General features: G+C 67.5%; 17 protein-coding genes. 7 read left to right on the top strand and 10 right to left on the bottom strand.

Annotation, left to right across the window (positions count from 1 at the left end; translation table 11 throughout):
* Window positions 1–228: 228 nt before the first annotated feature.
* Window positions 229–1389: a mandelate racemase/muconate lactonizing enzyme family protein gene (locus tag LJ725_RS27855; protein ID WP_230554233.1), complete on the bottom strand. Its 1161-nt coding sequence runs from the start codon at window positions 1387–1389 to the stop codon at window positions 229–231.
* 174 nt (window positions 1390–1563) lie between these two features.
* On the opposite strand from LJ725_RS27855, the gene LJ725_RS27850 reads away from it, so the two are divergent.
* Both LJ725_RS27850 and LJ725_RS27845 read left to right on the top strand, forming a co-directional pair.
* Complete coding sequence (locus LJ725_RS27850) at window positions 1564–2145, top strand: biliverdin-producing heme oxygenase (RefSeq protein WP_230554232.1); 582 nt, start codon at window positions 1564–1566, stop codon at window positions 2143–2145.
* Entirely contained in the window at window positions 2138–4678 is a 2541-nt protein-coding gene (locus tag LJ725_RS27845) for an HWE histidine kinase domain-containing protein (RefSeq protein WP_230554231.1), read from the top strand. The genes LJ725_RS27850 and LJ725_RS27845 overlap by 8 nt, the downstream gene beginning before the upstream one ends.
* Here the strand turns inward: LJ725_RS27845 and LJ725_RS27840 are convergent.
* Both LJ725_RS27840 and LJ725_RS27835 read right to left on the bottom strand, forming a co-directional pair.
* Window positions 4675–5892 (bottom strand): MFS transporter, encoded by a 1218-nt coding sequence (locus LJ725_RS27840; RefSeq protein ID WP_230554230.1) that lies wholly within the window; start codon window positions 5890–5892, stop codon window positions 4675–4677. The genes LJ725_RS27845 and LJ725_RS27840 overlap by 4 nt on opposite strands.
* 2 nt (window positions 5893–5894) lie before the next feature.
* On the bottom strand, window positions 5895–6839 hold the full coding sequence (locus LJ725_RS27835; RefSeq protein ID WP_230554229.1) for an SMP-30/gluconolactonase/LRE family protein: 945 nt from the start codon (window positions 6837–6839) through the stop codon (window positions 5895–5897).
* 211 nt (window positions 6840–7050) lie between these two features.
* Here LJ725_RS27835 and LJ725_RS27830 point away from each other — a divergent pair, with 211 nt between their 5' ends.
* Together LJ725_RS27830 and LJ725_RS27825 are read left to right on the top strand one after the other, a co-directional pair.
* Window positions 7051–7872, top strand: a complete 822-nt coding sequence (locus LJ725_RS27830; protein WP_230554228.1) for a hypothetical protein — start codon at window positions 7051–7053, stop codon at window positions 7870–7872.
* A 131-nt stretch (window positions 7873–8003) separates the two neighbouring features.
* A complete protein-coding gene (locus tag LJ725_RS27825) occupies window positions 8004–9869 on the top strand; it encodes a dihydroxy-acid dehydratase domain-containing protein (protein WP_230554227.1) in 1866 nt (621 codons plus the stop codon).
* 81 nt (window positions 9870–9950) lie between these two features.
* Here LJ725_RS27825 and LJ725_RS27820 read toward each other — a convergent pair whose 3' ends face one another.
* The 5 genes from LJ725_RS27820 to LJ725_RS27800 all read right to left on the bottom strand — a co-directional run bounded on the left by LJ725_RS27820 (window position 9951) and on the right by LJ725_RS27800 (window position 16161).
* A complete protein-coding gene (locus LJ725_RS27820; RefSeq protein WP_230554226.1) occupies window positions 9951–11636 on the bottom strand; it encodes a hydantoinase B/oxoprolinase family protein in 1686 nt (561 codons plus the stop codon).
* Window positions 11633–13699, bottom strand: coding sequence for a hydantoinase/oxoprolinase family protein (locus LJ725_RS27815; RefSeq protein WP_230554225.1), 2067 nt, complete (start codon window positions 13697–13699; stop codon window positions 11633–11635). The genes LJ725_RS27820 and LJ725_RS27815 overlap by 4 nt, the downstream gene beginning before the upstream one ends.
* A 2-nt stretch (window positions 13700–13701) precedes the next feature.
* Window positions 13702–14679, bottom strand: coding sequence for a Bug family tripartite tricarboxylate transporter substrate binding protein (locus LJ725_RS27810; RefSeq protein WP_230554224.1), 978 nt, complete (start codon window positions 14677–14679; stop codon window positions 13702–13704).
* 25 nt (window positions 14680–14704) lie between these two features.
* Complete coding sequence (locus LJ725_RS27805; protein WP_230554223.1) at window positions 14705–15853, bottom strand: aminotransferase class V-fold PLP-dependent enzyme; 1149 nt, start codon at window positions 15851–15853, stop codon at window positions 14705–14707.
* 119 nt (window positions 15854–15972) lie between these two features.
* Window positions 15973–16161 (bottom strand): CsbD family protein, encoded by a 189-nt coding sequence (locus LJ725_RS27800; protein WP_230554222.1) that lies wholly within the window; start codon window positions 16159–16161, stop codon window positions 15973–15975.
* A 287-nt stretch (window positions 16162–16448) separates the two neighbouring features.
* On the opposite strand from LJ725_RS27800, the gene otsB reads away from it, so the two are divergent.
* The 3 genes from otsB to LJ725_RS27785 are packed head-to-tail and all read left to right on the top strand — an operon-like array spanning window position 16449 to window position 20373.
* Window positions 16449–17210 (top strand): trehalose-phosphatase, encoded by a 762-nt coding sequence (otsB, locus tag LJ725_RS27795; RefSeq protein ID WP_230554221.1) that lies wholly within the window; start codon window positions 16449–16451, stop codon window positions 17208–17210.
* Entirely contained in the window at window positions 17207–19006 is a 1800-nt protein-coding gene (locus tag LJ725_RS27790; RefSeq protein ID WP_230554220.1) for a glycoside hydrolase family 15 protein, read from the top strand. Before otsB ends, LJ725_RS27790 begins: the two co-directional genes overlap by 4 nt.
* Window positions 18991–20373, top strand: a complete 1383-nt coding sequence (locus LJ725_RS27785; protein WP_230554219.1) for an alpha,alpha-trehalose-phosphate synthase (UDP-forming) — start codon at window positions 18991–18993, stop codon at window positions 20371–20373. The genes LJ725_RS27790 and LJ725_RS27785 overlap by 16 nt, the downstream gene beginning before the upstream one ends.
* On the opposite strand, the gene LJ725_RS27780 is transcribed toward LJ725_RS27785, so the two are convergent.
* Complete coding sequence (locus LJ725_RS27780; RefSeq protein ID WP_230554218.1) at window positions 20370–20900, bottom strand: GNAT family N-acetyltransferase; 531 nt, start codon at window positions 20898–20900, stop codon at window positions 20370–20372. The two genes, LJ725_RS27785 and LJ725_RS27780, sit on opposite strands and share 4 nt — an antisense overlap.
* Window positions 20867–21481 (bottom strand): pyridoxamine 5'-phosphate oxidase family protein, encoded by a 615-nt coding sequence (locus tag LJ725_RS27775; protein WP_230554217.1) that lies wholly within the window; start codon window positions 21479–21481, stop codon window positions 20867–20869. Before LJ725_RS27775 ends, LJ725_RS27780 begins: the two co-directional genes overlap by 34 nt.
* Window positions 21482–21489: the final 8 nt, after the last annotated feature.

Here is a 21489-nt window from a genome sequence, read left to right as displayed (position 1 = left end):
AACGGGCTTGTAGGCCCCAGGAGACTCCGGGCTCTCCACCGAGACCGCGCCCGCAACTCTACGCCGACGCGGCCGTCTCTTGATACAAGGAGGCGCGAAGCGCCGTCTCGAAGGATGGGCAACAGACGAGGTGCGCGTGCCCACCCTTCGAGACGCGCTCCTGCGGAGCGCTCCTCAGGGTAAGGTCGTTGTTGGTGAGTCGGCGATTTTTCTTTCGTCGATAAGACCCTAAGCGATCTCCTTCATCACCGCCCACAGGTCGGCCTTGCGCTCGAAGCCGATGCCCGGCGCGTCTGGCAGCGAGACGCGGCCGTCGACCACCGCGCAATCGTCGGCGAAGCCGCCGAACGGCGCGAACACCTGCGGATAGGATTCGTTGCCGCCGCATTGCAGGCCGACGGCGATGTTCAGCGCGAACTGGTGGCCACCGTGCGGCACGCAGCGGCGCGGCGACCAGCCGTGCGCCTTCAGCATCTCGATCGTGCGCAGATACTCGACCAGTCCGTAGGAGAGGGCAGGATCGTACTGCAGGATGTCGCGATCAGGACGCAGGCCGCCGTGGCGGATGAGGTTACGTGCGTCCTGCATCGAGAACAGGTTCTCGCCGGTGGCGAGCGGCGGGGCGTACTCCGTCGCCAGCGCCGCATGCGCCAGATAGTCGAGCGGATCCAGCGGCTCCTCGTACCAGCGCAGGCCGAAGTCCCTGATCGCGCGGCCGAACTCGATCGCCGTGGTGAGGTCGAACTTGCCGTTGACGTCGACCGCAAGGCGCTCACCGGCGCCCACGATCTCCAGCACGGCCTCGATGCGCTTCAGGTCCTCGGCCAGCGGCACGCCACCGACCTTCATCTTCACGCAGGAGTAACCCAGGCCGAGATAGTGCTTCATCTCGTCCTGCAGCCCCGCCAGTCCCTTGCCTGGGTAGTAGTAGCCGCCGGCGGCATAGACCCAGGCCTTCTCGTCGGCCTGGCCACCATTGTAGCGGTCGGCCAGAAGCTTCCACAGCGGCACCCTCTTGGCCTTGGCGACGGCGTCCCAGATCGCCATGTCGAGCACGCCGACCGCCACCGAGCGCTCGCCGTGGCCGCCCGGCTTCTCGTTGGCCATCATGGCGGCCCAGCATCTCGCCGGGTCGATCAGGCCCTCGCCGTCGAGCAGCGAGTCGGGCTTGGCCTGGCTGAGCCGCGGGATGAAGCGTTCGCCCAGGAGCCCGTGCTGCGCGTAGCGGCCGTTCGAGTTGAAGCCAAACCCGACCACTGGCTTGCCGTCGACCATGGCGTCGGTGACCACGGCCACGACCGAGGCGGTCATCTGGCTGAAGTCGATGTACGCGTTGGCGATGTTGGAGCGAATGGGCGAGACGATGTCGCGGATGGCGACGATGCGCATGGCGTATCCGTGGCTGGAGGTGAGACGGGAGCTTCTCCAGAGGTTCTACAGAGGCGTGGGCGCAGCGGCTAGCCGCGGAGGGGCTCTGAAACGTTTCAACCGCAGGCCGGTTCCTCAAATATATTGGGGGCACGCGCTCGAACATCGGGCCCGCTTTTGCGTAATATGGAACAGATGCGGCTCGACACGATCTCGGCTGCGCCCGGACGATCCTCCGCCCGCCAGATGCTGCGTTCAGCGACGGCAACCCTCCATGCGGAAGTAGACGCGCGCTTTACCGGTCCCTTCGCTACAGACAGGAGTGCCTATGAAGCATTCCTCGTGGCGCTCTCACGCGCCGTGCTTCCGCTCGAACGGGCTCTCGAACGGGGAGGGGTGGAGCGTCTCCTGCCGGATTGGACGGAGCGCCGTCGTGCGGACGCGCTGAGGCAGGACCTCTGCATACTTGGTGTCGCCGTGCCGCCTGTCCTGGACGTGAGCGTGACGACCGACGAGGCGCGGCTGTTCGGCCGCCTCTATGTCCTCGAAGGATCGCGGCTGGGCGGGAAGCTGCTGGTGAGGCGCGCGGCGGAGAGCGATGACCCACAGGTCCGCGCGGCGACGCACTATCTCGGCCACGGTGCGGAGAGCGATTTCTGGAGAGGTTTTCTGCAGCGCCTGGAATCATCCGCTGCGGTGAAGGGGTCACCGCAGAGGACCTTGCTCGGCGCACGCGAGGCGTTCGGTCTGTTCGTCCGGGACCCGGCGCATGTCTGAAGTGAGTCGCGCGACGCCGGTCGATCTCGAAAATTGCGATCGGGAGCCGATCCATCTGCTGGGCGCGGTGCAGCCGTTCGGTTTCCTGCTGGCCGTCGATAGTGTGCAGTGGACGATCACGCGCCTGTCGCGCAACGCCGTGGAGTGGCTGGGCGCGGGGCCGTTGGAGTTGATCGGCCGGCCGATCGAGGATGTGCTCTCGCACGATGCGATCCACTTGATCCGCGGATTGCTCCAGACCGCGGTCTTCAGCAACGCAGCGGCGCGTTCCTTCGCCGTGCCGCTGCTGAACGACGGGCCGGGCTTCGACGTCGCCGTGCATGTCGTCGAGGGTTCCATCGTCATCGAATGCGAGCCCTGCCTGCACGAGCAGGGCGTGAACTCGGGCGCCCTCGTTCGCGCCATGATCTCCCGCCTGCAACAGGCGGCGGAGCTCCGCACCTTCTATCGCGTCGCCGCCCGCGAGATGCGCGGTCTCACCGGTTTCGATCGCGTGATGGTCTATCGCTTCGACCATGACGGATCGGGCGAAGTGATCGCCGAATCGGCGCGCGGCGGCCTCGAATCCTATCTCGGCCTGCACTATCCGGCTTCCGACATTCCCCGGCAGGCGCGCATCCTCTACGAGCGCAACTGGCTGCGCATCATTCCCGACATTTCGGCCAGGCCCGCCGCCGTGGAGCCCGGCCTCATCGATGGCCGGCCGCTCGACCTGTCGATGAGCGTGCTGCGCAGCGTCTCGCCGATCCATATTGAATACCTGCAGAACATGGGCGTGGGCGCGTCGATGTCGGTGTCGATCCTGCGCGACGGCAAGCTGTGGGGTCTCTTCGCCTGCCATCACTACGCGCCGCACAACGTGCCGTTCGAGCGGCGCACGGCGGCCGAATTGTTCGGGCAGATGTTCTCGCTGCTGATGGAAAGTCGCGAACGCGACGCCGAATCGCTCTACGAGGCGCGTGCGCGCAAACTGCACAACCAGCTCGTCACGGTCATGGCGTCGGAAGCGACCCGCTTCGACAGCATCGTCTCGCATCTCGACGAGATCGCCGAGTTGTTGTCCTGCGATGGCATCGGCGTGTGGACCGGCGGACATGGAACGCTACAGGGCATGGCGCCAACGCGGGAGCAGTTCGCGGGCCTGATCGAGCATCTGACGCGCCGCAATCTCGGTGAGGTGCTGGCGGCGCACGAGATTGCAGCCGAGTATCCGCCGGCCGGGGAATTCGCCGACCGGGCCGCCGGCATGCTGGTGGTTCCTCTGTCGAGACCGGCGCGCGACTTCCTCGTCTTCTTCCGCAAGGAGGTCGCGCGCTCCGTCAACTGGGCGGGAGATCCGAGCAAGCAGGTCAGCGTCGGTCCGCTGGGCTCGCGACTTACCCCGCGCAAGAGCTTCGAACTCTGGTGCGAGACGGTGAGGGGGCAGTCGATTCCGTGGCGTCCGGTCGACGTCCGCATCGCCGAAAGCCTGCGCGTCAGCCTGCTCGAGGTGATCCTGCGGCTGTCGGCCATTACCGAGGTAGAGCGCAAGCGGGCGCAGGAGCGGCAGGAGCTGCTGATCGCAGAGCTCAATCACCGGGTCCGCAACATCCTGGGGCTGATCCGGGGCGTGATCTCGCAGAGTCGCGACCCGTCGCTGACCGTCGAGGCCTTCACCGAAGTGGTGGGCGGGCGCATCCAGGCACTGGCGCGTGCGCATGACCAGATCACGGCGGATAATTGGGGCCCGGCTTCGTTCCGCGGCCTCGTCGGGGCGGAAGCCGGCGCCTATCTCGGTGGCAAGGCCACGCGCGTGCGGCTGTCGGGTCCGGAGGTGCTGCTGGAGCCGCAGGGCTTCACGACCCTCGCGCTGGTCATCCACGAGTTGATGACGAATTCCGCCAAGTATGGCGCGCTGAGCGACAGTCACGGCCATATCGATATCGGAACCCACTGCGATGGGCAGAGGAACCTGCACATCACCTGGACCGAGCATGGTGGTCCGGCCGTGAAAGCACCGACGCGCCGTGGCTTCGGCTCGACGGTGATCGAGCGATCCATTCCCTACGACCTCAAAGGCGAGGCGACCCTGGACTACGAGACGAAGGGCGTCCGGGCGACGTTCATGATCCCGGCCATCCATGTCCGGCCCGCGCCCGGGTCGGTGGGCGAGCCTGCCGAAGAGGTCGTGTCCGAGGTGCAGGCCGCCGCGTTGCCCCGGGACGTGCTGATCGTTGAGGACAACATGATCATCGCGCTCGATGCCGAAAGCGCGCTGATGCGCGCGGGCATCGAATCGGTGCGGGTGGCGTCGAGCGTCGCCCAGGCGATGCAGGCCATCTCAACGCGCGCGCCCGAGTTCGCGCTGCTCGACATAAACCTCGGCCGCGAGACCAGCTTCGTCATCGCCGAGCACCTGGCGGCGCTGGGCATCCGCTTCGTCTTCACCACCGGTTACGGCGAGGACATCGCCTTCCCGCCGAAGCTGCTGGGCGTGCCGCGCGTGCGCAAGCCCTACACCGGCGAGACGCTCCTGGCCGCGATGCGTCTCTAGCCCCCGGCGAACACGTTGCGGCGGTTCTGGCGGAACAGCAGCCACCAGGCGACCGCGCCGTTCAGCAGGTTCCAGGCGATGCCGTTTAGGAAGGCCGCGCGGTAGGAGCCGGTCATGTCGAACAGCACGCCGCCCATCCAGCCGCCCAGCGCCATGCCGACCAGCGTCGAGGAGATGGCCAGGCCGACGCGGAAGCCGGCTTCCTTTGGCGGGAAATACTCGCGCACGATGATGGCATAGGACGGCACGATGCCGCCCTGGAACAGGCCGAACAGGGCCGAGGCCAGGTAAAGCGAGTTGACCGAATCGTCGACCAGATAGAAGACCAGCGCCACGCATTGCAGCGTCGAGCCCAGCAGCAGCGTCTTTACGCCGCCGACCCGGTCGGCGATCCAGCCCGAGGCGATGCGGCTCACGATGCCGAAGCCCAGCATCAGCGACAGCATCTCCGCGCCGCGCGCCACGCCGTAGCCGAGGTCCGCGCAGTAGGCCACGATATGCACCTGCGGCATCGACATGGCGACGCAGCAGCCGATGCCGGCCACCACCAGCACGGCCTGCAGCCCGTTGGGCGACAGGCCGAGCGAGCGCGGCGAATGGATGGCGCCGCCGACGATCGTGCCGGCGGCCGTCGTTTGCTGCTGCGGCGGCTTGCGGCGCAGGGTGAGCGCCAGCGGAATCATCGCCACGAAGCACAGCGCGCCCGCGGCCCAGTAGGTCACGCGCCATCCGTGGTCCGCGATCATGAACTGGATGATCGAGGGCCAGATCGCGCCGGCGAGATAGTTGCCGGAAGCGGCGATGGCGACGGCGATGCCGCGGCGCCTGTCGAACCAGTGCGAGATGTCGGCGACCAGCGGCGCGAAGGTCGCCGCGGCGCTGAAGCCGATCAGCACCTGGACGGTCGCGAACAGCGGCAAGGAGGGCGTGAACGGCGCCGTCGCGAAGCCGATGGCGAGGCCGGTGGCGCTCAGCACCGCGGTCAGCACGATGCCGCGCCTGTCGACCAGCTTGCCCCAGGTGACGCCGCCGGCGAAGAAGCCCAGCGTGTTCATCGTGTAGGCGAAGGAGATGTCGGCGCGCGTGATGCCCAGATCCTGCTGGATCGACGGCAGCGCGACGACCAAGCACCACATGCCGATGCCGCCGACCGTGCTCAGGGTCACGCTGGCGGCAAGGCGCCACCAGGCGTAGCTCGACTCGACTCCGGACATGATCAGCCGCCGACCGCGCCCTGCGTGTTGACGTAGAGGGCGTAGAGCGAGTGGCTGGCGGCCATGAACAGGCGGTTGCGATGGCGGCCGCCGAAGCAGACGTTGGCGCAGCGCTCGGGCAGGTCGATGTGGCCGATCGGCTTACCCGAGGCATTGAACACCCGCACGCCGTCGAGATCGGCCGAGCCCATGCCCCAGCCGCACCACAGGTTGCCATCGACGTCGACGCGGAAGCCGTCGGGCGAGCCCCCCGGGCCGGCATCGATCAGCACCGAGCCCTTGCCCAGCGACGTGCCGTCCGCGGACACATCGTAGGACAGGATCGTGCGATGCGGCTCGGCGCGCGAGGCCACGACATAGAGCTTCTTCTCGTCGGGCGAGAAGGCGAGGCCGTTGGGGCCGGGTATGTCATCGGCCATCACGGTGAGCTTGCCGGTCGTCGGATCGAGGCGATAGACGGCCGGCTTGTTCTGGCTCTCTTCCTTGTGGCCCTCGTAGTAGCCCAGGATGCCGAAGGTCGGATCGGTGAACCAGACCGAGCCGTCGGACTTCACGACCACGTCGTTGGGAGAATTCAGCGGCTTGCCGTTGTAGGAATCTGCCAGCACGGTGATGGCGCCGTCATACTCGAAGCGCACGACGCGGCGGGCGTCGTGTTCGCAGGCGATCAGGCGGCCGCGGCGGTCGCGCGTATGGCCGTTGGCGTTGTTCGAGGGCTTGCGGAAGATCGAGACGTTGCCCGTCTCCTCGTCCCAGCGCAGCACCCGGTTGTTGGGGATGTCGCTCCACAGCAGGTAGCGGCCATCACCGAACCAGACGGGCCCCTCGGACCAGCGGCAGCCCGTGTACAGCCGCTCGACCGAGGCCAGCATCAGCCGGTACTGGTTGAACGACGGATCGAGCACGCGCACGGCCGGATCGGGGTAGCGCTCGCTGGGCTGCCACATCTTGGTTTCCTCGTTTCATTCTTCGGGGAGAGACTAGCGCCTGCCGGGCGCTGGCGTCTCGTCAACGTTGCGGGATTGTCCGTCCGGCTTTGGAAGTCTCGGCCGCCCGAATTGCATGGCAGACGGTGACGGAGGGGAGAGCGTTCCTCTTTCGAGTGCAATCATAGACCGAAACAGGAACCTTACTGTCAACCCAAAGGGGAGTGTCGCGATGAAGGCGTTCACTGTGATCAGGTTGCTGTCGTTGCTGCTCCTCGCCTTCCCGGCAATGACCGGCGGTGTGGCGGCGCAGCAATATTCGTCGACCCTGAACAAGGCCGACGATGTCATCACCTTCTATTACCGCGATCCGCGTCCGGAGCGGCTCGTGGGCTGGCTTGAGGCCTTCGGCAAGAGGCGGCAGGACTGGATGGCCTATCCTCCGGTGGCCGGGTTCTTCGCCATCGTCTTCGCCGGCCAGCCGGCCTGGATCGAGAGGCTCGCGCCCCCGCAACTCGATGCCCGTCTGGCCGACACGATTGCCGCGGCCCTGCGGCTCTCCGGACAGACGGCCTCGCCGGGGCTGCAGGCTCGTCTGGCGCAGGCCGGGACGGACCCGACGCTCGCGGCGCAGTTTGCCGGCCTGCCGAACCGGCTGACGAGCCTGCGCATCGCCTCCGGCACCCATCTCGACATCCTGTGGGGCGCGTCCTTCGCCAGTGGCGACGGCCGATATGCCCTCATGATCGCCGACTTCCTCGCCCGGGTCGCCAACCGGTCCGAGCCCACCGCGCTCGACATTGCGAGAATTGCCGCCGGCATGACACGGCAGGACTATGGGGAACTCGCGAAGCTCAAGGACAAGTATGAGCGCGGACTGCTGATCGAGATGGTCTATGCTGCGACCGCGGCCTGGGGGACTCACCTCCAATGCGCGCCAGCATGCTTTCGTCGACGCCGTCGTGAGCCAGTACATCTCGCAGCATTCCGGGACGCTGGCGGCCAAGATTCTGTCGGTGATGAAGGGGTCGTAACGGCGGGCCGCGGTCCATGAGTTCCGGGATGCGGCTTCCGCGTCCATTCCGCAGGACAAGAAATCGCGGGAATGGCCCTGCGGCCCTGTGATATATGCCCGGACCTGCTCGCCCACCGGCGGGCCAACGTCAGCTCTACGGGATGGTTGTGATGAAGCCGACCTATGTGACCATTGATCGCCATCCGGGCCGTTCGACCCAGACCATCGGTGTGGCGCGCGCGCTCGGGACCGATCCGGATCTTATTCACGAGCCGTCGGTCGGCGTGGTCGGCACCAAGGGCGACAGCCAGTGCTATCTCGGCGTCATGTCCAAGGTCGAAGCGATCCACGCCCAGCTCAAGGCGCGCATCGGCACGGGTGCCAACCAGCTCAAGATGCGCCTGGTCCAGCCCGAGTACACGATCGCCACCTCGGACGGCATCCGCAACGGCACGCGCGAGATGCGCTACTCGCTGATCGGCCGCGAAGTCACCCAGGACGCGCTGTGCGAGCATTTGAGCGCCACCGGCCTTGCCGGCACCATCGCGGTCGTGGCCTGCGACAAGCCGCCGGTCGGCACGCTGTCGGCGCTGCTGGAGCACAATCTGCCGTCGATCATCATGTCGGACGGTCCAATCCATCCCGGCAAGGATCCGAAGACGGGCGAGGCGCTGGATATCGTGAGCGCCTACCAGGTCGCGGGCCATCCCGATCCCGAGTACCGTCACCACATCGCCTGCCACGCCTGCCCCGGCATCGGCAGCTGTGGCGGCATGTTCACCTACAACACGATGCAGACCTTCATCGGCGTCGTGGGCATGCAGCCGCTGCACATGGTGGCGCCGCCGTCCGACGATCCGCGCCGCACCGGCCCGTTCGCGGCCGAGCTGGTCGATCTGCTGGCCAACCTGATCGCCAAGGACCTGAAGCCACGCGACATCGTCGTGCGCGATTCGATCCGCAACGCGGTGATCGTGGCGATGGCGATCGGCGGCTCGACCAACGTCGTGCTGCACGCCCCGGAAATCGCCCGCGCCGCCGGCTTCGGCGATTTCTGGAAGGACGTCATGACGCCGGAGGAGTTCAACTACCTCTCGCAGCATGTCGTGCCGGTGCTGACCGACGCGCGGCCCTACGGCAAGTATTCGATGGTCGACATCGACGAAGTCGGCGGTGTGCAGGTGATCGTGCGCGAGCTGCTCGACGCCGGCCTGCTGAACGGCAACGTGCTGACCTGCACCGGCGAGACGCTGGCAGAGCAGGTCGCGCGGCTCGGCGCCAAGAAGGCCGACGGCCGCGTGATCTATCCGGTCGAGAAGCCCTACAAGCCGACCGGCGGCCTGCGCATGCTGGGCGGCAACCTGTCGCCGGACTTCTCTGCCATCCTGAAGCTCGCGGGCGTCGAAGGCGGCCTCGAGAACAACCTGTTCCGCGGTCGCGCCCGCGTCTTCGAGGGCGAGCAGGGCCTGTTGAAGGCGCTCGACGAGACGCCGGACTCCTTCCAGAACCACGACATGATCATCGTGCGCTACGAGGGACCGAGCGGCGCGCCCGGCATGCCGGAGATGCTCGATCCGACCTCGCGCATCACGACGCTGTGCCGCGAGCGCAACATCGTCGTGGCCCTGATGACCGACGCGCGCTTCTCGGGCGGCTCGGTCGGCCTGGTGATCGGCCATGTCGGTCCCGAAGCGGCCCTGGGCGGCCCCATCGCGCTGGTCGAGGACGGCGACGAGATCGTGGCCGATCTCAACATCAACGAGCTCAACTGCACCCAGCTCGCCGACCCCGCCGTCTATGCCAAGCGCAAGGCGGCCTGGGACAAGGTCGTCGCGGCCAATGGCGGCCTGCATCCCAATTGCGGCACCGCCGACACGCGCCTGCTGCATCGTGCCCGCACCAGCGCGGTGCCGGCGACCCGCGGCGGCGGCCTCCATCCCAACCGCGAGGTCTGGGTGCGCGCGCCGCGTAAGGCCGAGCGTCAGGACTTCAAGTTGCGCAACAAGCACCGGCCGGAAGCAAACAAGACCTTCTGACGACTCGCGAGCTCGCCAAACGAATGAACGCCAGAGGCTCAAACCTCTGGCACTTTCATTGGAGTGGCGCGCTCCAATGAGTCAATTGCCCTCGATGCCGTATGCCGCCTTGGCGGCTTCCTTGCTGACGAGGCCGAGCCTGATGTCGCGTTTGACGGCCTCCGGATCGCGCTTCGCGGGATCGCCGTAACCGCCGCCACCGGGCATCTCGACCACGAGGCGTTCGCCGGCGGGGATGGTCTGGAACCCCTTGGCCTTCAGCTCCTGTCCCGAGGCAAGCGAGAGGCGGCCGTTGCCGCCGGCCTTGCCGCCATCGCGGCCGCGCGCCGGATACTTGACCCGCTCGAAGGTGGCGAAGATGCCGAACGGCGCGCCCTCGCGATGCTCGACTTCCATCACCTGGCCGAGGCCGCCGCGTTGCTCACCGGCACCGCCCGAGTCCTGACGGTACTCCTTCTTCCACACCACCACGGGGGCGATGGTCTCGGTGATTTCGACCGGCACGTTGCGCACGCCCGACGGAAACGGCGTCGCCGAAAGACCGTCGAGCGTCGGCCGCGCGCCGGTGCCGCCGGAATGGAAGGTCGTCACCATGAAGGGCCGGCTATTGCCTATGGTGCCTGTCATGCCGTGGCCGGCACCGAGCTTCAGGTTCCAGAGATTGGACGTGCCCTCGGCCGGGACCTGGCCGGGGATGACCTGATGCAGCGCATCGAAGCAGACGTCGGGCAGCATGTGGCCGATCGTGCTGCGGGCGTTCACCGCCGCCGGATAAAGCGCGTTGACGATGGTGTTCTCCGGCGCGGTCACCAGGATCGAGTCGAGCGTGCCGGCATTGTTCGGGATGGTCGGCGCCACGACGCACTTGATGCCGAAGGCGGTGTAGGCCTCAGTGTAGCACATCGGCGAATTGATGCCGTAGATCGACGAACCGGAGGTGCCGGCATAGTCGACGGCGATATGGTCGGCATGGATCGTCACGGCGGCATGAAGGTCGATCGGCGCGTCGTAGCCGTCGATGCGCATGTGGCCCTTCCAGGTGCCGCGCGGCAGCTTCGAGATGGCGGCGATCATGCCGGCGCGACTCTTCTCGATGATGTGCGTGCCCAGTTCGTCGAGATTGTCGATGCCATGCTCGGCCATCATGTCGGATAGCCGCTTCTCGCCGATGCCGTTGCAGCCGATCAGCGCGTGGATGTCGCCCTCGACCTGCACCGGCTCGCGCACGTTGGCGCGCACGATGCGCATCACGCTCTCGTCGATCACGCCCTCGCGCATCAGCGGCAGCAGCGGCAGGAACAGCCCCTCATGGAAGACCTGCCGCCCGTCGGGCGACTGGCCGAGGCCGCCGATGTCGACCACGTGCGTGGTGCAGGAGAACAGCGCCACCAGCTTGCCATTGTGGAAGGCGGGCGAGGTGACGACGATGTCGTAGAGATGGCCGGTGCCCTTCCACGGATCGTTGGTCACGTAGGCATCGCCCGGCTTCATCGTCTCGACCGGGAACTCGCGGATGAAGTGAATGACGCTGCGCGCCATCGAATTCACGTGACCGGGCGTGCCGGTGACGGCCTGGGCCAGCATGCGGCCTTCGAGGTCGAACACGCCGGCCGAAATATCGCCTGCCTCGCGCGCGCTGGTCGAGAAGGCGGTGCGCACCAGGGCGCGGGCCTGCTCTTCGACGACCGAGAGCAGGCGGTTCCACATGACCTGCAGACGGATGTCGCCGAGGGAAGACTTGGCCGGTGATTTGGGAGACGTGCTCATGCGCGGTCCTCCAGGACGATCTGGCCCACCTGGTTGATGCGGGCGGTGAAGTCGTTGGGAACGACGGTGGTAGTGCCGTCCTCAACGATGAGCGCCGGCCCGTCGAAGATCATGCCGGGTTTCAGCGCGTTGCGTTCGTACAACGCGGCCTGCTCCCTGTGGCCGGTCGCCGGATCGAGCACCTCGCGATGCCCCGACGGCGCCGGCGCGGCCGCCCGGGCGACAGTTTTGGCGGGCGAGGGCAGCGGCCGGTCGGTGGCCAGCGACAGGGTCCAGGTCAGCGCCTCGACCTCAAGCTTGGGAATGGCGCGGCCAAACACCTGTTCGTAGGTCACCTCGAAGCGGCGGCGCAGTTCGCGCGCGGCATCGGTGGCGAAGGGTTCGTTCGGCAACGGCACCGCAATCTCGTGGCCCTGTCCGCGGTAGCGCATGAAGGCTTGACGGGATTCGACCAGCGTCTCGCCGGGCGCCGCCGGTCGAACGACGGCCTCGGCCTCGGCGCGCATCGCGGCGAACAGCTCGTTCAGCATCTTGGCGTCGAACATGTCGAGCCGCATGTGGCGCGTACGCACCACCTCATAGGCGATCGAGGCGCGCAGGAAGCCGAAGGCGGAGCCGACGCCGGCGCCGACCGGCACGATCACCTGCTTCATGCCGAGCTTGCGGGCCAGGCGCGCGGCATGAAGCGGCGCCGCGCCACCGAAGGCGATCAGCGCGCGGTCCGCCGTGTCCTTGCCGTTCTCGACGGCATGCACGCGGGCGGCGCTCGCCATCGTCTCGTCGACGATCTCGGCCACACCGGCCGCGGCGCCCTGGGCATCGGTCTGGAGCGGTCCGGCCAGCGACTGCAGCGCGGCCTCCGCCTTGTCGCGATGGAGGGGAATCGCGCCCCCGGCGAAGCGCCTGGGGTCGAGGCGCCCCAGCGCGGTGTCGGCGTCCGTCACCGTCGGCTCGGTGCCGCCACGCCCGTAGCTCGCCGGGCCGGGAACGCTGCCGGCCGAATCGGGACCAACCTGGATACGGCCCAGCGCGTCGAGGCGGGCGATCGAGCCGCCGCCGGCGCCGATCTCGACCAGCTCGATCACGGGGATGCGCACCGGCAGGCCGGAGCCCTGCACGAAGCGGTAGGCGCGCGCGACCTCGAACTGGCGCGAGCGCTGCAGTTCGAGATCGTCGAGCAGGGTGAGCTTGGCGGTGGTGCCGCCCATGTCGAAGGCGACGGCGCGGCGGGCGTCGTTCTCGGCGGCCACGGTGCGCGCCAGGATGGCGCCGCCGGCCGGGCCGGATTCGACCAGCCGGACCGGATAGCGTCGAGCCGTATCGACCGTGGTGATGCCGCCCGACGACATCATGAGCAGCAACGGCCCGGCGATGCCTTCCTTCTTGAGGTCGGCTTCGAGCTGGCCGAGATAGCCCGCCATGCGCGGCAGCACGTAGGCATTGGCGATGGTGGTCGAGGTACGCTCGTACTCGCGGATCTCGGGACAGACTTCGCAGGACAGCGAGATGGCGACGCCGGGCAGTTCCTCGGCCAGGATCGCGGCCGTCCGGCGTTCGTGCGCCTCGTTGGTGAAACTGTGCAGGAAGCAGACGGCGACCGCTTCGATCCCCTCGGCTTTCAGCTGGGCAGCGACGCGGCGCACCGCCGCCTCGTCGAGCGCCAGTAGGACGGCGCCGTCGGAGGCGACCCGCTCGGGCACGCCGAACCGCAGGTCGCGCGGCACCAGCGGTTGCGGCCGCTCCATGTAGATGTCGTACTGCTCGAAGCGATGCTCCCAGGCCATCTCGACGGAATCGCGAAAGCCTTCCGTCGTGATCAGCGCCGTGCGCGCCCCCTTGCGCTCGATCAATGCGTTAGTGGCGAGCGTCGTGCCGTGCACGACGAGCGTCACGTCCTGCGGCCGGCATTTCGCCTCGGCGAGGATGGAGCGGACACCCTCGAGCACGGCGCGTTCGGGCGCGTCGGGCGTGGTCAGCACCTTGATGCTGTGCGAGGTCGCGCCGGTTTCGAGCACGACATCGGTGAACGTGCCGCCGATGTCGACGGCCAGACGGGAGGACATTTCTACTCGTCGAGCTTGATGTTGCCCTTGCGCACCACGTCACCCCAGGTGACGGAATCGCGCTTCAGGAAGGCCACGTAGTCGGCCGGTGAGAGAAGGGCGGGGGTGAGGCCGTTCTCCTCGTATTTCTTCTTCACGTCGGGTTCGGCGAAGACCTTGGCGATGGCCGTGTTGAGCCGCTCGACGATCGGCTGCGGCGTGCCGGGAGGCGCCGCGAGCCCGTACCAGTTCTCCGCCTCGTAGCCCTTCACCACCTCGGCGACCGCCGGCGTGTCGGGCAGGACGGGCCAGCGCTCCGGCGAGGTGACGGCCATGGCGCGCGCCTTGCCGCCGCGGATCAGGCCGAGCGTCGCCGGATCGCCGAAATAGGCATCGACGATGCCGGCGGCGAGATCGTTGAGCGCCGGGCCGGTGCCGCGATAGGGCACGTGGATCATCTTGAGGCCGGACATCTGGGTGAAGAGCTCGCCCGCGAGATGCTGGCTGGTGCCGATGCCGCCGGACGCCCAGCGCAGTTCCTGCTTCTTCGCGAGTTCCATGAACTCCGGCAGCGTCTTCGCCGGCAGGTCGTTGCGCACCGCCACGATGAAGGGCATGCGGACCAGCCGCGTGATCTGCGTCAGCGCGGTCGGGTCATAGGGCATCTTGGCGCGCAGATGAGGACCGGCCGTCAGCGTGCCGGCGCCGGTGAGCGACAGCGTGTAGCCGTCCGGCGGCGCGTGCGACATCGCCTCGACGCCGATCAGGCCGCCCGCACCGCCCTTGTTCTCGATGACGATCGATTGCCCGAGTTCCTTCGACAGAGGCTCCATCATCAGCCGCGCCGTCAGGTCGACGCCTCCGCCGGGCGGGAAGGGCACGATGATCTTGATCGGCCGCTCGGGGTACCTGCCCTGCGCCGAGGCGGCCCGGGCGACCAACGGCGACGCGAGTGAAGCGGCCAGAAACCGGCCCAGAAACTGGCGACGAGTGTTACGCAAACCAAACCCCTCTTCCGGCGCGATGCTACAGCGCCACTTTCCTGAAAACCTCGACGAAGCGGTCGACATCCTGCTCGTCGTTGTAGACGTGCGGGCTGATGCGCAGGCGCCCCAGGCGCGGTGCGGCATAGACGTGTTCCGCCGCCAGCTTCTTCGGCAGGTCGTCGGACATGCCCTTGGGAAACTGCAGGCAGAGAAGGTGCGGCGCGCGCAGCTTGCGGTCGAGCACGCGGACGCCGGAGTTGGCGAGGCCGTCGGCCAGCCGGTCGGTCAGCATCCCGAGTCTTCCGACGATCGCGTCGTTGCCCCAGCCGGCCATCATTTCCATGCCGACGGCGGCCATCTCCAGTGTGATGAAATGGTCGCGCTCGCCCATGTCGTAGCGGCGTGCGCCGCCGGCATAGGAGAGGTCGCGGAAATAGATTTTCTGCTCGGCGGCCACGCCCTTTCGGGCCGGTGCCGTCTGTTCGAGCGGCACTCCGTTCTGGTGGCGCTTTGCGACATACAGGAAGGCGCGGCCGTAAGGGCCCAGCACCCATTTGTAGGTCGGGAAGATCAGGAAGTCGGGATCGAGCGTCTTCACGTCGATGCGGCGGACGCCGGCATCGTGCGTGGCATCGACGAGGAAGGCCGCGCCTTCGCGGCGAACCGCAGAGGCGATGCGCGACAGGTCGAGCGCGCCGCCGTCGGACCAGTGAACGGACGAGATCGAGACGAGGGAAAGCGGTGCGGCGTCGGTGCGGGCGATGGCGTCCAGCACTGCTGCTGTCCAGTCGCCGTCGGCCGGCTGCTTCACCTGTTCGACCGTGTAGCCGCCCTGCTCGGCGCGGCTCATCCATTCGAGGACCGGCGAGGTGTGGTCGTCCTGCAGGACCAGCACGCGGCTGCCGCGCGGCAGGGTCATCACCTTGCCGGCGGTCGAGACGCCGTAGCCGACCGACGGGATCAGCGCGATGTCCGCGGGATCGGCGCCGATCAGCGCTGCGGCCGCCTTGCGCGCGCGCTCGTACTGGTTCGACATGAAGTCGGCATCGAGCTTCCATGGCTGGCCCTTGCGGCCGACGCCGACACGGCCGGCTTCCTGCACCGCGAGCGGCAGCGGACTCCATGCCGCGGCGTTCAGGAAGCAGACGTCGCGCGGAATGTCGAACAGGTCGCGTTGGGAGGGAAGCATCTGAACCGCCGTCGGTGGATCCGACGGGGAGCGTATGCCAATCGCGGACAAAGAAAAAGGACGCCCGTCTCGCGACGGGCGCCCTGTTCTCCGCTCGATCCGATGAAGCGGATCCGGCGTTAGCCGTCGATCGCCTTCTTCACCGCGTCCTTGGCCTTGCCGACGGCCTGCTGGGCTTCGCCCTTGCGCTCCTGGATCGCGCCTTCGACCTTCAGCTTGTCGCTGTCCACGACCTTGCCGATGCCCTGCTTCACGTTGCCGATGGCCTCGTTGGCGAGACCCTTGGCCTTGTCGGTGGTGCTGCTCATGTCTTTCTCCTCTTCGCTGTAATTCGTGGTCGATCAACGCCGCCGTCGCGAGAGCGTTGCATCGCGAGTTCTCTCCGCCCCAAGCCATCTTGCTTCATGCATAGGGCAGGCAGTGCGGAAAGACATACGCGCGTGCGGTCTTTCCGAGGAACCGAAGCGGCCGCGCGCCGTTGATCGCCTACGCGCTCGGCGTGGCCGCCCGCTCGGGCGGGCAGCCCCCGAACCGCGGCGTGTAGTGGTCGAGAGCCTCTTCGCGCCCCAGGGCATCAAGGCGCGGAGGGGACGCTATGGCAGCGACGGATTTCGACTACGGCTCGGCTCTTTTCCTCGATCTCGACGGCACGCTTCTCGAGATTGCCGCGACGCCCGAACTTGTCGTCGTGCCGCCGGCGCTTCCCCAACTGCTGGCTCACCTTCACACCCTTCTGGGCGGCGCCCTCGCGATCGTGAGCGGACGTTCGCTGAAGACCATCGACCAGCTGCTCAAGCCCTTCACCTCGGCCGCGGCCGGCGAACACGGCGTCACGTTGCGGTTCAGCGACGGTACCGTCGAGGAGATGCCGGCTGGTCTCGCTGTCACGGAAGCGTGGCGGGATTCCCTGGTGGCCGCGACGGAGCGATGGCCCGGCGTGCTCATCGAACCCAAACCTCACGGCTGCGCGATCCATTATCGCCTTGCGCCGGACCGTCATGACGATGTCTGGCGGGTCGTGCGCGCGCTCGTGCCCGACGACCACCCGTGGTTTCGCTTGATCCCCGCACGGGAGGCCGTCGAGATCGGCCCGCGATCCACCTCCAAGGGACATGCGGTCGAACGGTTCATGAAGGACGGCGCGTTCAAGGGACGGCGGCCGATCTTCGTGGGCGACGACTTCACAGACGAAGCCGGCATGAGCGCGGCGCGTCGCCACGGCGGCGAGGGCCTGCGCGTGCAGGAAGTCTTCGACGGCGATCCTGCGCAGGTTCGCGCGTGGCTGGCGCGCAATGCCGAACGCCTGGCCGGATCGGCGGTCGGCACGGAGCGGTCCGCCGCCGGAGCCTCGGCATGAGCAGTCTCGATCTGGGTGTCGTCGGCAACTGCTCCATTGCCAGTCTGATCGATCGCAACGGCCGCCATGTCTGGCACGGCCTGGGAAGGCTCGACGGTGACCCGGTGTTCAATGCGCTGCTGGGCGGCAACGATCCGCAGGCCGGCTTCATGGACGTCGTCGTCGACGGCATGAAGGTGAGCCGCCAGCGCTACGTGCCGAACACCGCCATTCTGGAAACGACGATCGAGGGCGCCGGCGGAACGGCGCGCATCTGGGATTTTGCGCCGCGTTTCCGGCGTTTCGGCCGCATGTTCCGCCCGCCCATGCTGGTGCGGCGTCTCGAGCCCGTCGCCGGACGGCCGCGCATCACGCTGCGCCTGCGGCCCACGTTCGGCTACGGCACGCACAAGTCCCAGGTCACCGTCGGAAGCAATCACATCCGCTATTACGGCGACGCCTCCGTGCTGCGGCTGACCACCGATGCGTCGCTGAACTACGTGATTCACGAAACCGAGTTCTCGCTCGACCGGCCGTTGACGCTGATCGTTGGCGCCGACGAGAGCATCATCGACAACGTCGATCAGCTCTCGCGATCCTTTCTCAGCGAGACCGAGCTGTATTGGCAAGGCTGGGTTCGCGATCTCAATATCCCGTTCGACTGGCAGGTCGCGGTGATCCGGGCGGCGATTACGCTGAAGCTGTGCAGCTACGAGGACACGGGGGCCGTGCTGGCGGCGCTGACAACGTCGGTTCCCGAGGCGGCCGCCACGGTGCGCAACTGGGACTATCGCTTCACCTGGCTGCGCGACGCCTTCTTCACCGTCACTGCCCTGAACCGGCTTTCGGCGACCCGCACGATGGAGAGCTACGTGCGCTTCATCGTCGATGTGGTCGAGGCCGGCAGCAGCCGCGGCGAGGTTCACAACATTGCGCCGCTGTTCCCGATCGCGCCGGGCACCGACACGGTCGAGCGTCTGATCGACACGCTGCCGGGTTATCGCGGCTACGGGCCGGTGCGCATCGGCAACGCTGCGGTCGGCCAGCGGCAGAACGACGTCTATGGCTCGATGGTCCTGACGGCGGCCCAGATGTTCTGGGACGAGCGCCTGCCGCGCCAAGGCGATGTTGAACTGTATCGCCAGCTCTGCGTCGTGGGGCACGAGGCCCACCGCGCGGCGCTGACCCCCGATGCCGGTCTGTGGGAGTATCGCGAGCGCGAGGAGGTCCATACCTTCTCGGCGGCGATGTGCTGGGCCGCGCAACACCGGCTCGGCCTGATCGCGCGGCGCGTGGGCTTCGACGCCGAATCGCGCGAGTGGCTGGCCAAGGCGGGCGTACTGCGCCAGGAGATCCTGCAGCGCGGCACGACCTCTGAGGGCTGGCTGTCGGGTGTGCTCGACCGCGACATGGCCGACGCGTCGAGCCTCGTCTTCCCCGAGATCGGACTGCTGCGTTCCGACGATCCGCGCTTCCACGCCACGCTCGACATGGTCTCGAAGCGCCTCATGAAGAACGGCTTCCTGATGCGCTACGTCGAGGCCGACGATTTCGGCGCCCCGGCCAACGCGTTCCTGCTCTGCACCTTCTGGTACATCGACGCGCTGGCCAGCGTCGGCCGCCGCGAGGAAGCGCTCGAGCTGTTCAACAACGTGCTGGCACGCCGCAACCATGTCGGCCTTCTGTCCGAGGACCTCGATCCGCGCACCGGCGAACTGTGGGGCAACTTCCCGCAGACCTACAGCCAGGTCGGCCTGATCCTGTCGGCCATGCGGCTCTCCCGGAGCTGGGAGGAGGGTCTGTGGCACGCCTCGTAGTCGTCTCCAACCGGGTTCCGGTCCCCAAGGCGCGCGGCACGGCGGCCGGCGGCCTCGCGGTCGCCTTGAAGGACCTACTGACGCCCGGCGCGATGTGGTTCGGCTGGAGCGGACGGCTGACGGCCAATCCCTCGCCACAGCCTGCCATCGTCGAGGCGCGCGGCGTGACTTATGCGACCGTGGACCTGACGCCGGATGCTTATCGGGGCTTCTATGTAGGCTTCGCCAATGGCGCGCTGTGGCCGCTGCTGCACTTCCGTCTCGGGCTCATGCATTTCCGGCGCGAGGATTACGAAGGCTATCTGTCGGTAAACCAGTCGTTCGCCGCGTCGCTGGCGCCTATGCTGCAGGGTGACGACACGGTCTGGGCGCACGACTACCACCTCATTCCCTTCGCCCGTCTGCTGCGCAAGCAGGGTTTCGGCGGCCGGCTGGGCTTCTTCCTGCACGTTCCCTTCGTTCCGCCTTCGATGATCGAGGCCATGCCGGTGGCGCGCGAACTGGTGGCCGATCTCTGCGCCTACGACCTCGTGGGCTTCCAGACCGAGGAACATGCGCGCGACTTCCGCGACTGCGCGCAGCGGATGCTGGGCGCCACGGTGGAGGGCGAATGGATCCGGCTCGCCGGCCGCCGGGTGCGCGCCTTTGCCGATCCGATCGGCATCGACGCCCAAGCCTTCGCGCAGGATGCCGCACGTGCCGAGGGCGACAAGGAAGTGCTGCGGGTTGCCGAAAGCCTGTCGAGTCGCGCACTCGCCATCGGGGTCGATCGGCTGGACTACTCGAAGGGCCTGCCGCACCGCTTCGAGGCCTTCGGCCGGCTGATCGAGAAGCACCCCGAGCACAAGCGCAGGATCCACTTCCTGCAGATCTGTCCGCGCTCGCGCGAGGAGGTCGATGAGTATCGCAAGCTGCGCACCGAACTCGACCGGCTTGCCGGCCGCATCAATGGCCGCTTCTCGGAGTTCGACTGGACGCCGCTGCGCTATTCGACGCGCGGCGCGCCGCGATCGACCCTGGCTGGACTCTATCGCCTCGGTCGGATCGGCGTCGTGACGCCCCTGCGGGACGGCATGAACCTCGTCGCCAAGGAGTTCGTGGCCGCGCAATCCGACGAGGATCCGGGTGTGCTGGTGCTGTCGCAGTTCGCCGGCGCGGCGCAGGACCTCACCGAGGCTCTGATCGTCAATCCGTTCGATCCCGACGCCATCGCCGATGCCATGCACGTGGCTCTCACGATGCCGCTTTCGGAACGGCAGGAGCGGCACGCCGTGCTGAAGGAAAAGGTCCTGCGGACGACGGCGGAAGCCTATTGCCGACGCTTCATCGACGCGCTGGAAGCCCCGGCCGTCGCGCGCGCTGCCTAGGCGACCAAGCCAAACGCTGCCGGATAGACGACCAGGCCGTCGTCGCCGTCGAGGGCGCCTGGCACCAGCTCCAGTGCCATGAACGAGTCGCCTTCGAACGGCGCATCGAGGCTGCTGGCCAAGTCCGCCGAGAAGCCGAAGCGCGGATAGAATTCGGGATGGCCGAGCACCACGACGGCCTGCCATTCGCGACGGCGCGCCAGCTCCAGCCCGGTCTCCACGAGCGCGCTGCCGATGCCCGAGCGCTGGCGCGCCGGATGGACGCTCATCGGCGCCAGCGACAGGGTCGGCACGGCGTCGTCGTCCACCATCACCGTCAGCGCGCTGAACAGGATGTGACCGACCAGCCTGCCATCTTCGATCGCGACCAGTTCGACGGCGTCGATGAACGCCTCGCGCAATTCCTCGACCAGCCCGCCTTCGAAGGTCCCGCCGAAGGCCAGGTCGTTCAGCTCGCGGATCGCGGGGTCGTCCGCCGGTTCGCGCTCCCGGATCACCACATCGTGGCCGCTGCCCGGCCCGGCCATTCGCGATCGTAGGTTTCGCCACCCACCCGCTCGCCGCTCAGGGCGGCCAGGATCTGGCCGGCGCTCGGCAGGGATTTCGGATCGACGTGCCGCGCGGGATTCCAGAGTTCGGAGCGGACCAGCGCCCGCGCGCACTGGAAATAGACCGCATCGACCTCGATGACGGTGACCGAGCGCGGCGCCTTCTCTTCGACGGCGAACGACTCCAGCAGGTCCGGTGCGACGCTGAGATGCGCGCGGCCGTTGACGCGCAGCGTGTTGCCGACCCCCGGGATCATGAACAGCAGCGCCACCCGCGGATCGCGCACGATGTTGCGCAACGAATCGATGCGGTTGTTGCCGCGCCGGTCCGGCAGCATCAGCGTTTTCTCGTCGTGGATTCGCACGAAGCCGGGCTTGTCGCCGCGCGGCGAGCAGTCGAGCCCTTCGGGCCCGCACGTCGCAAGCGCGGCATAGGGCGAGGCCTCGATGTACGCGCGATAGTGAGGCGTGATCCAGTTCACCTCCTTCACGGTCGAGGTTTCGAGCGGTCGCCCGTAGATCGCCTCGAGTTCGGCCTCCGTTCTCAGGATGTCGGACATGCTCTCCT

It is taken from the genome of Reyranella aquatilis, assembly GCF_020880995.1.
Lineage (GTDB): Bacteria > Pseudomonadota > Alphaproteobacteria > Reyranellales > Reyranellaceae > Reyranella > Reyranella aquatilis.
This window is presented reverse-complemented; position numbering and strand designations above follow the sequence as displayed.

Excerpts from the sequence above, each read along its gene's own strand:
- LJ725_RS27800 (WP_230554222.1), bottom strand. The coding sequence starts at position 16,161 with ATGAGCAGCACCACCGACAAGGCCAAGGGTCTCGCCAACGAGGCCATC.
- LJ725_RS27815 (WP_230554225.1), bottom strand. The coding sequence starts at position 13,699 with ATGTCCTCCCGTCTGGCCGTCGACATCGGCGGCACGTTCACCGATGTC.
- LJ725_RS27830 (WP_230554228.1), top strand. The coding sequence starts at position 7,051 with ATGAAGGCGTTCACTGTGATCAGGTTGCTGTCGTTGCTGCTCCTCGCC.
- LJ725_RS27825 (WP_230554227.1), top strand. The coding sequence starts at position 8,004 with ATGAAGCCGACCTATGTGACCATTGATCGCCATCCGGGCCGTTCGACC.
- LJ725_RS27805 (WP_230554223.1), bottom strand. The coding sequence starts at position 15,853 with ATGCTTCCCTCCCAACGCGACCTGTTCGACATTCCGCGCGACGTCTGC.
- LJ725_RS27790 (WP_230554220.1), top strand. The coding sequence starts at position 17,207 with ATGAGCAGTCTCGATCTGGGTGTCGTCGGCAACTGCTCCATTGCCAGT.
- LJ725_RS27845 (WP_230554231.1), top strand. The coding sequence starts at position 2,138 with ATGTCTGAAGTGAGTCGCGCGACGCCGGTCGATCTCGAAAATTGCGAT.
- otsB (WP_230554221.1), top strand. The coding sequence starts at position 16,449 with ATGGCAGCGACGGATTTCGACTACGGCTCGGCTCTTTTCCTCGATCTC.
- LJ725_RS27855 (WP_230554233.1), bottom strand. The coding sequence starts at position 1,389 with ATGCGCATCGTCGCCATCCGCGACATCGTCTCGCCCATTCGCTCCAAC.
- LJ725_RS27780 (WP_230554218.1), bottom strand. The coding sequence starts at position 20,900 with ATGGCCGGGCCGGGCAGCGGCCACGATGTGGTGATCCGGGAGCGCGAA.
- LJ725_RS27835 (WP_230554229.1), bottom strand. The coding sequence starts at position 6,839 with ATGTGGCAGCCCAGCGAGCGCTACCCCGATCCGGCCGTGCGCGTGCTC.
- LJ725_RS27850 (WP_230554232.1), top strand. The coding sequence starts at position 1,564 with ATGCGGCTCGACACGATCTCGGCTGCGCCCGGACGATCCTCCGCCCGC.
- LJ725_RS27775 (WP_230554217.1), bottom strand. The coding sequence starts at position 21,481 with ATGTCCGACATCCTGAGAACGGAGGCCGAACTCGAGGCGATCTACGGG.
- LJ725_RS27820 (WP_230554226.1), bottom strand. The coding sequence starts at position 11,636 with ATGAGCACGTCTCCCAAATCACCGGCCAAGTCTTCCCTCGGCGACATC.
- LJ725_RS27840 (WP_230554230.1), bottom strand. The coding sequence starts at position 5,892 with ATGTCCGGAGTCGAGTCGAGCTACGCCTGGTGGCGCCTTGCCGCCAGC.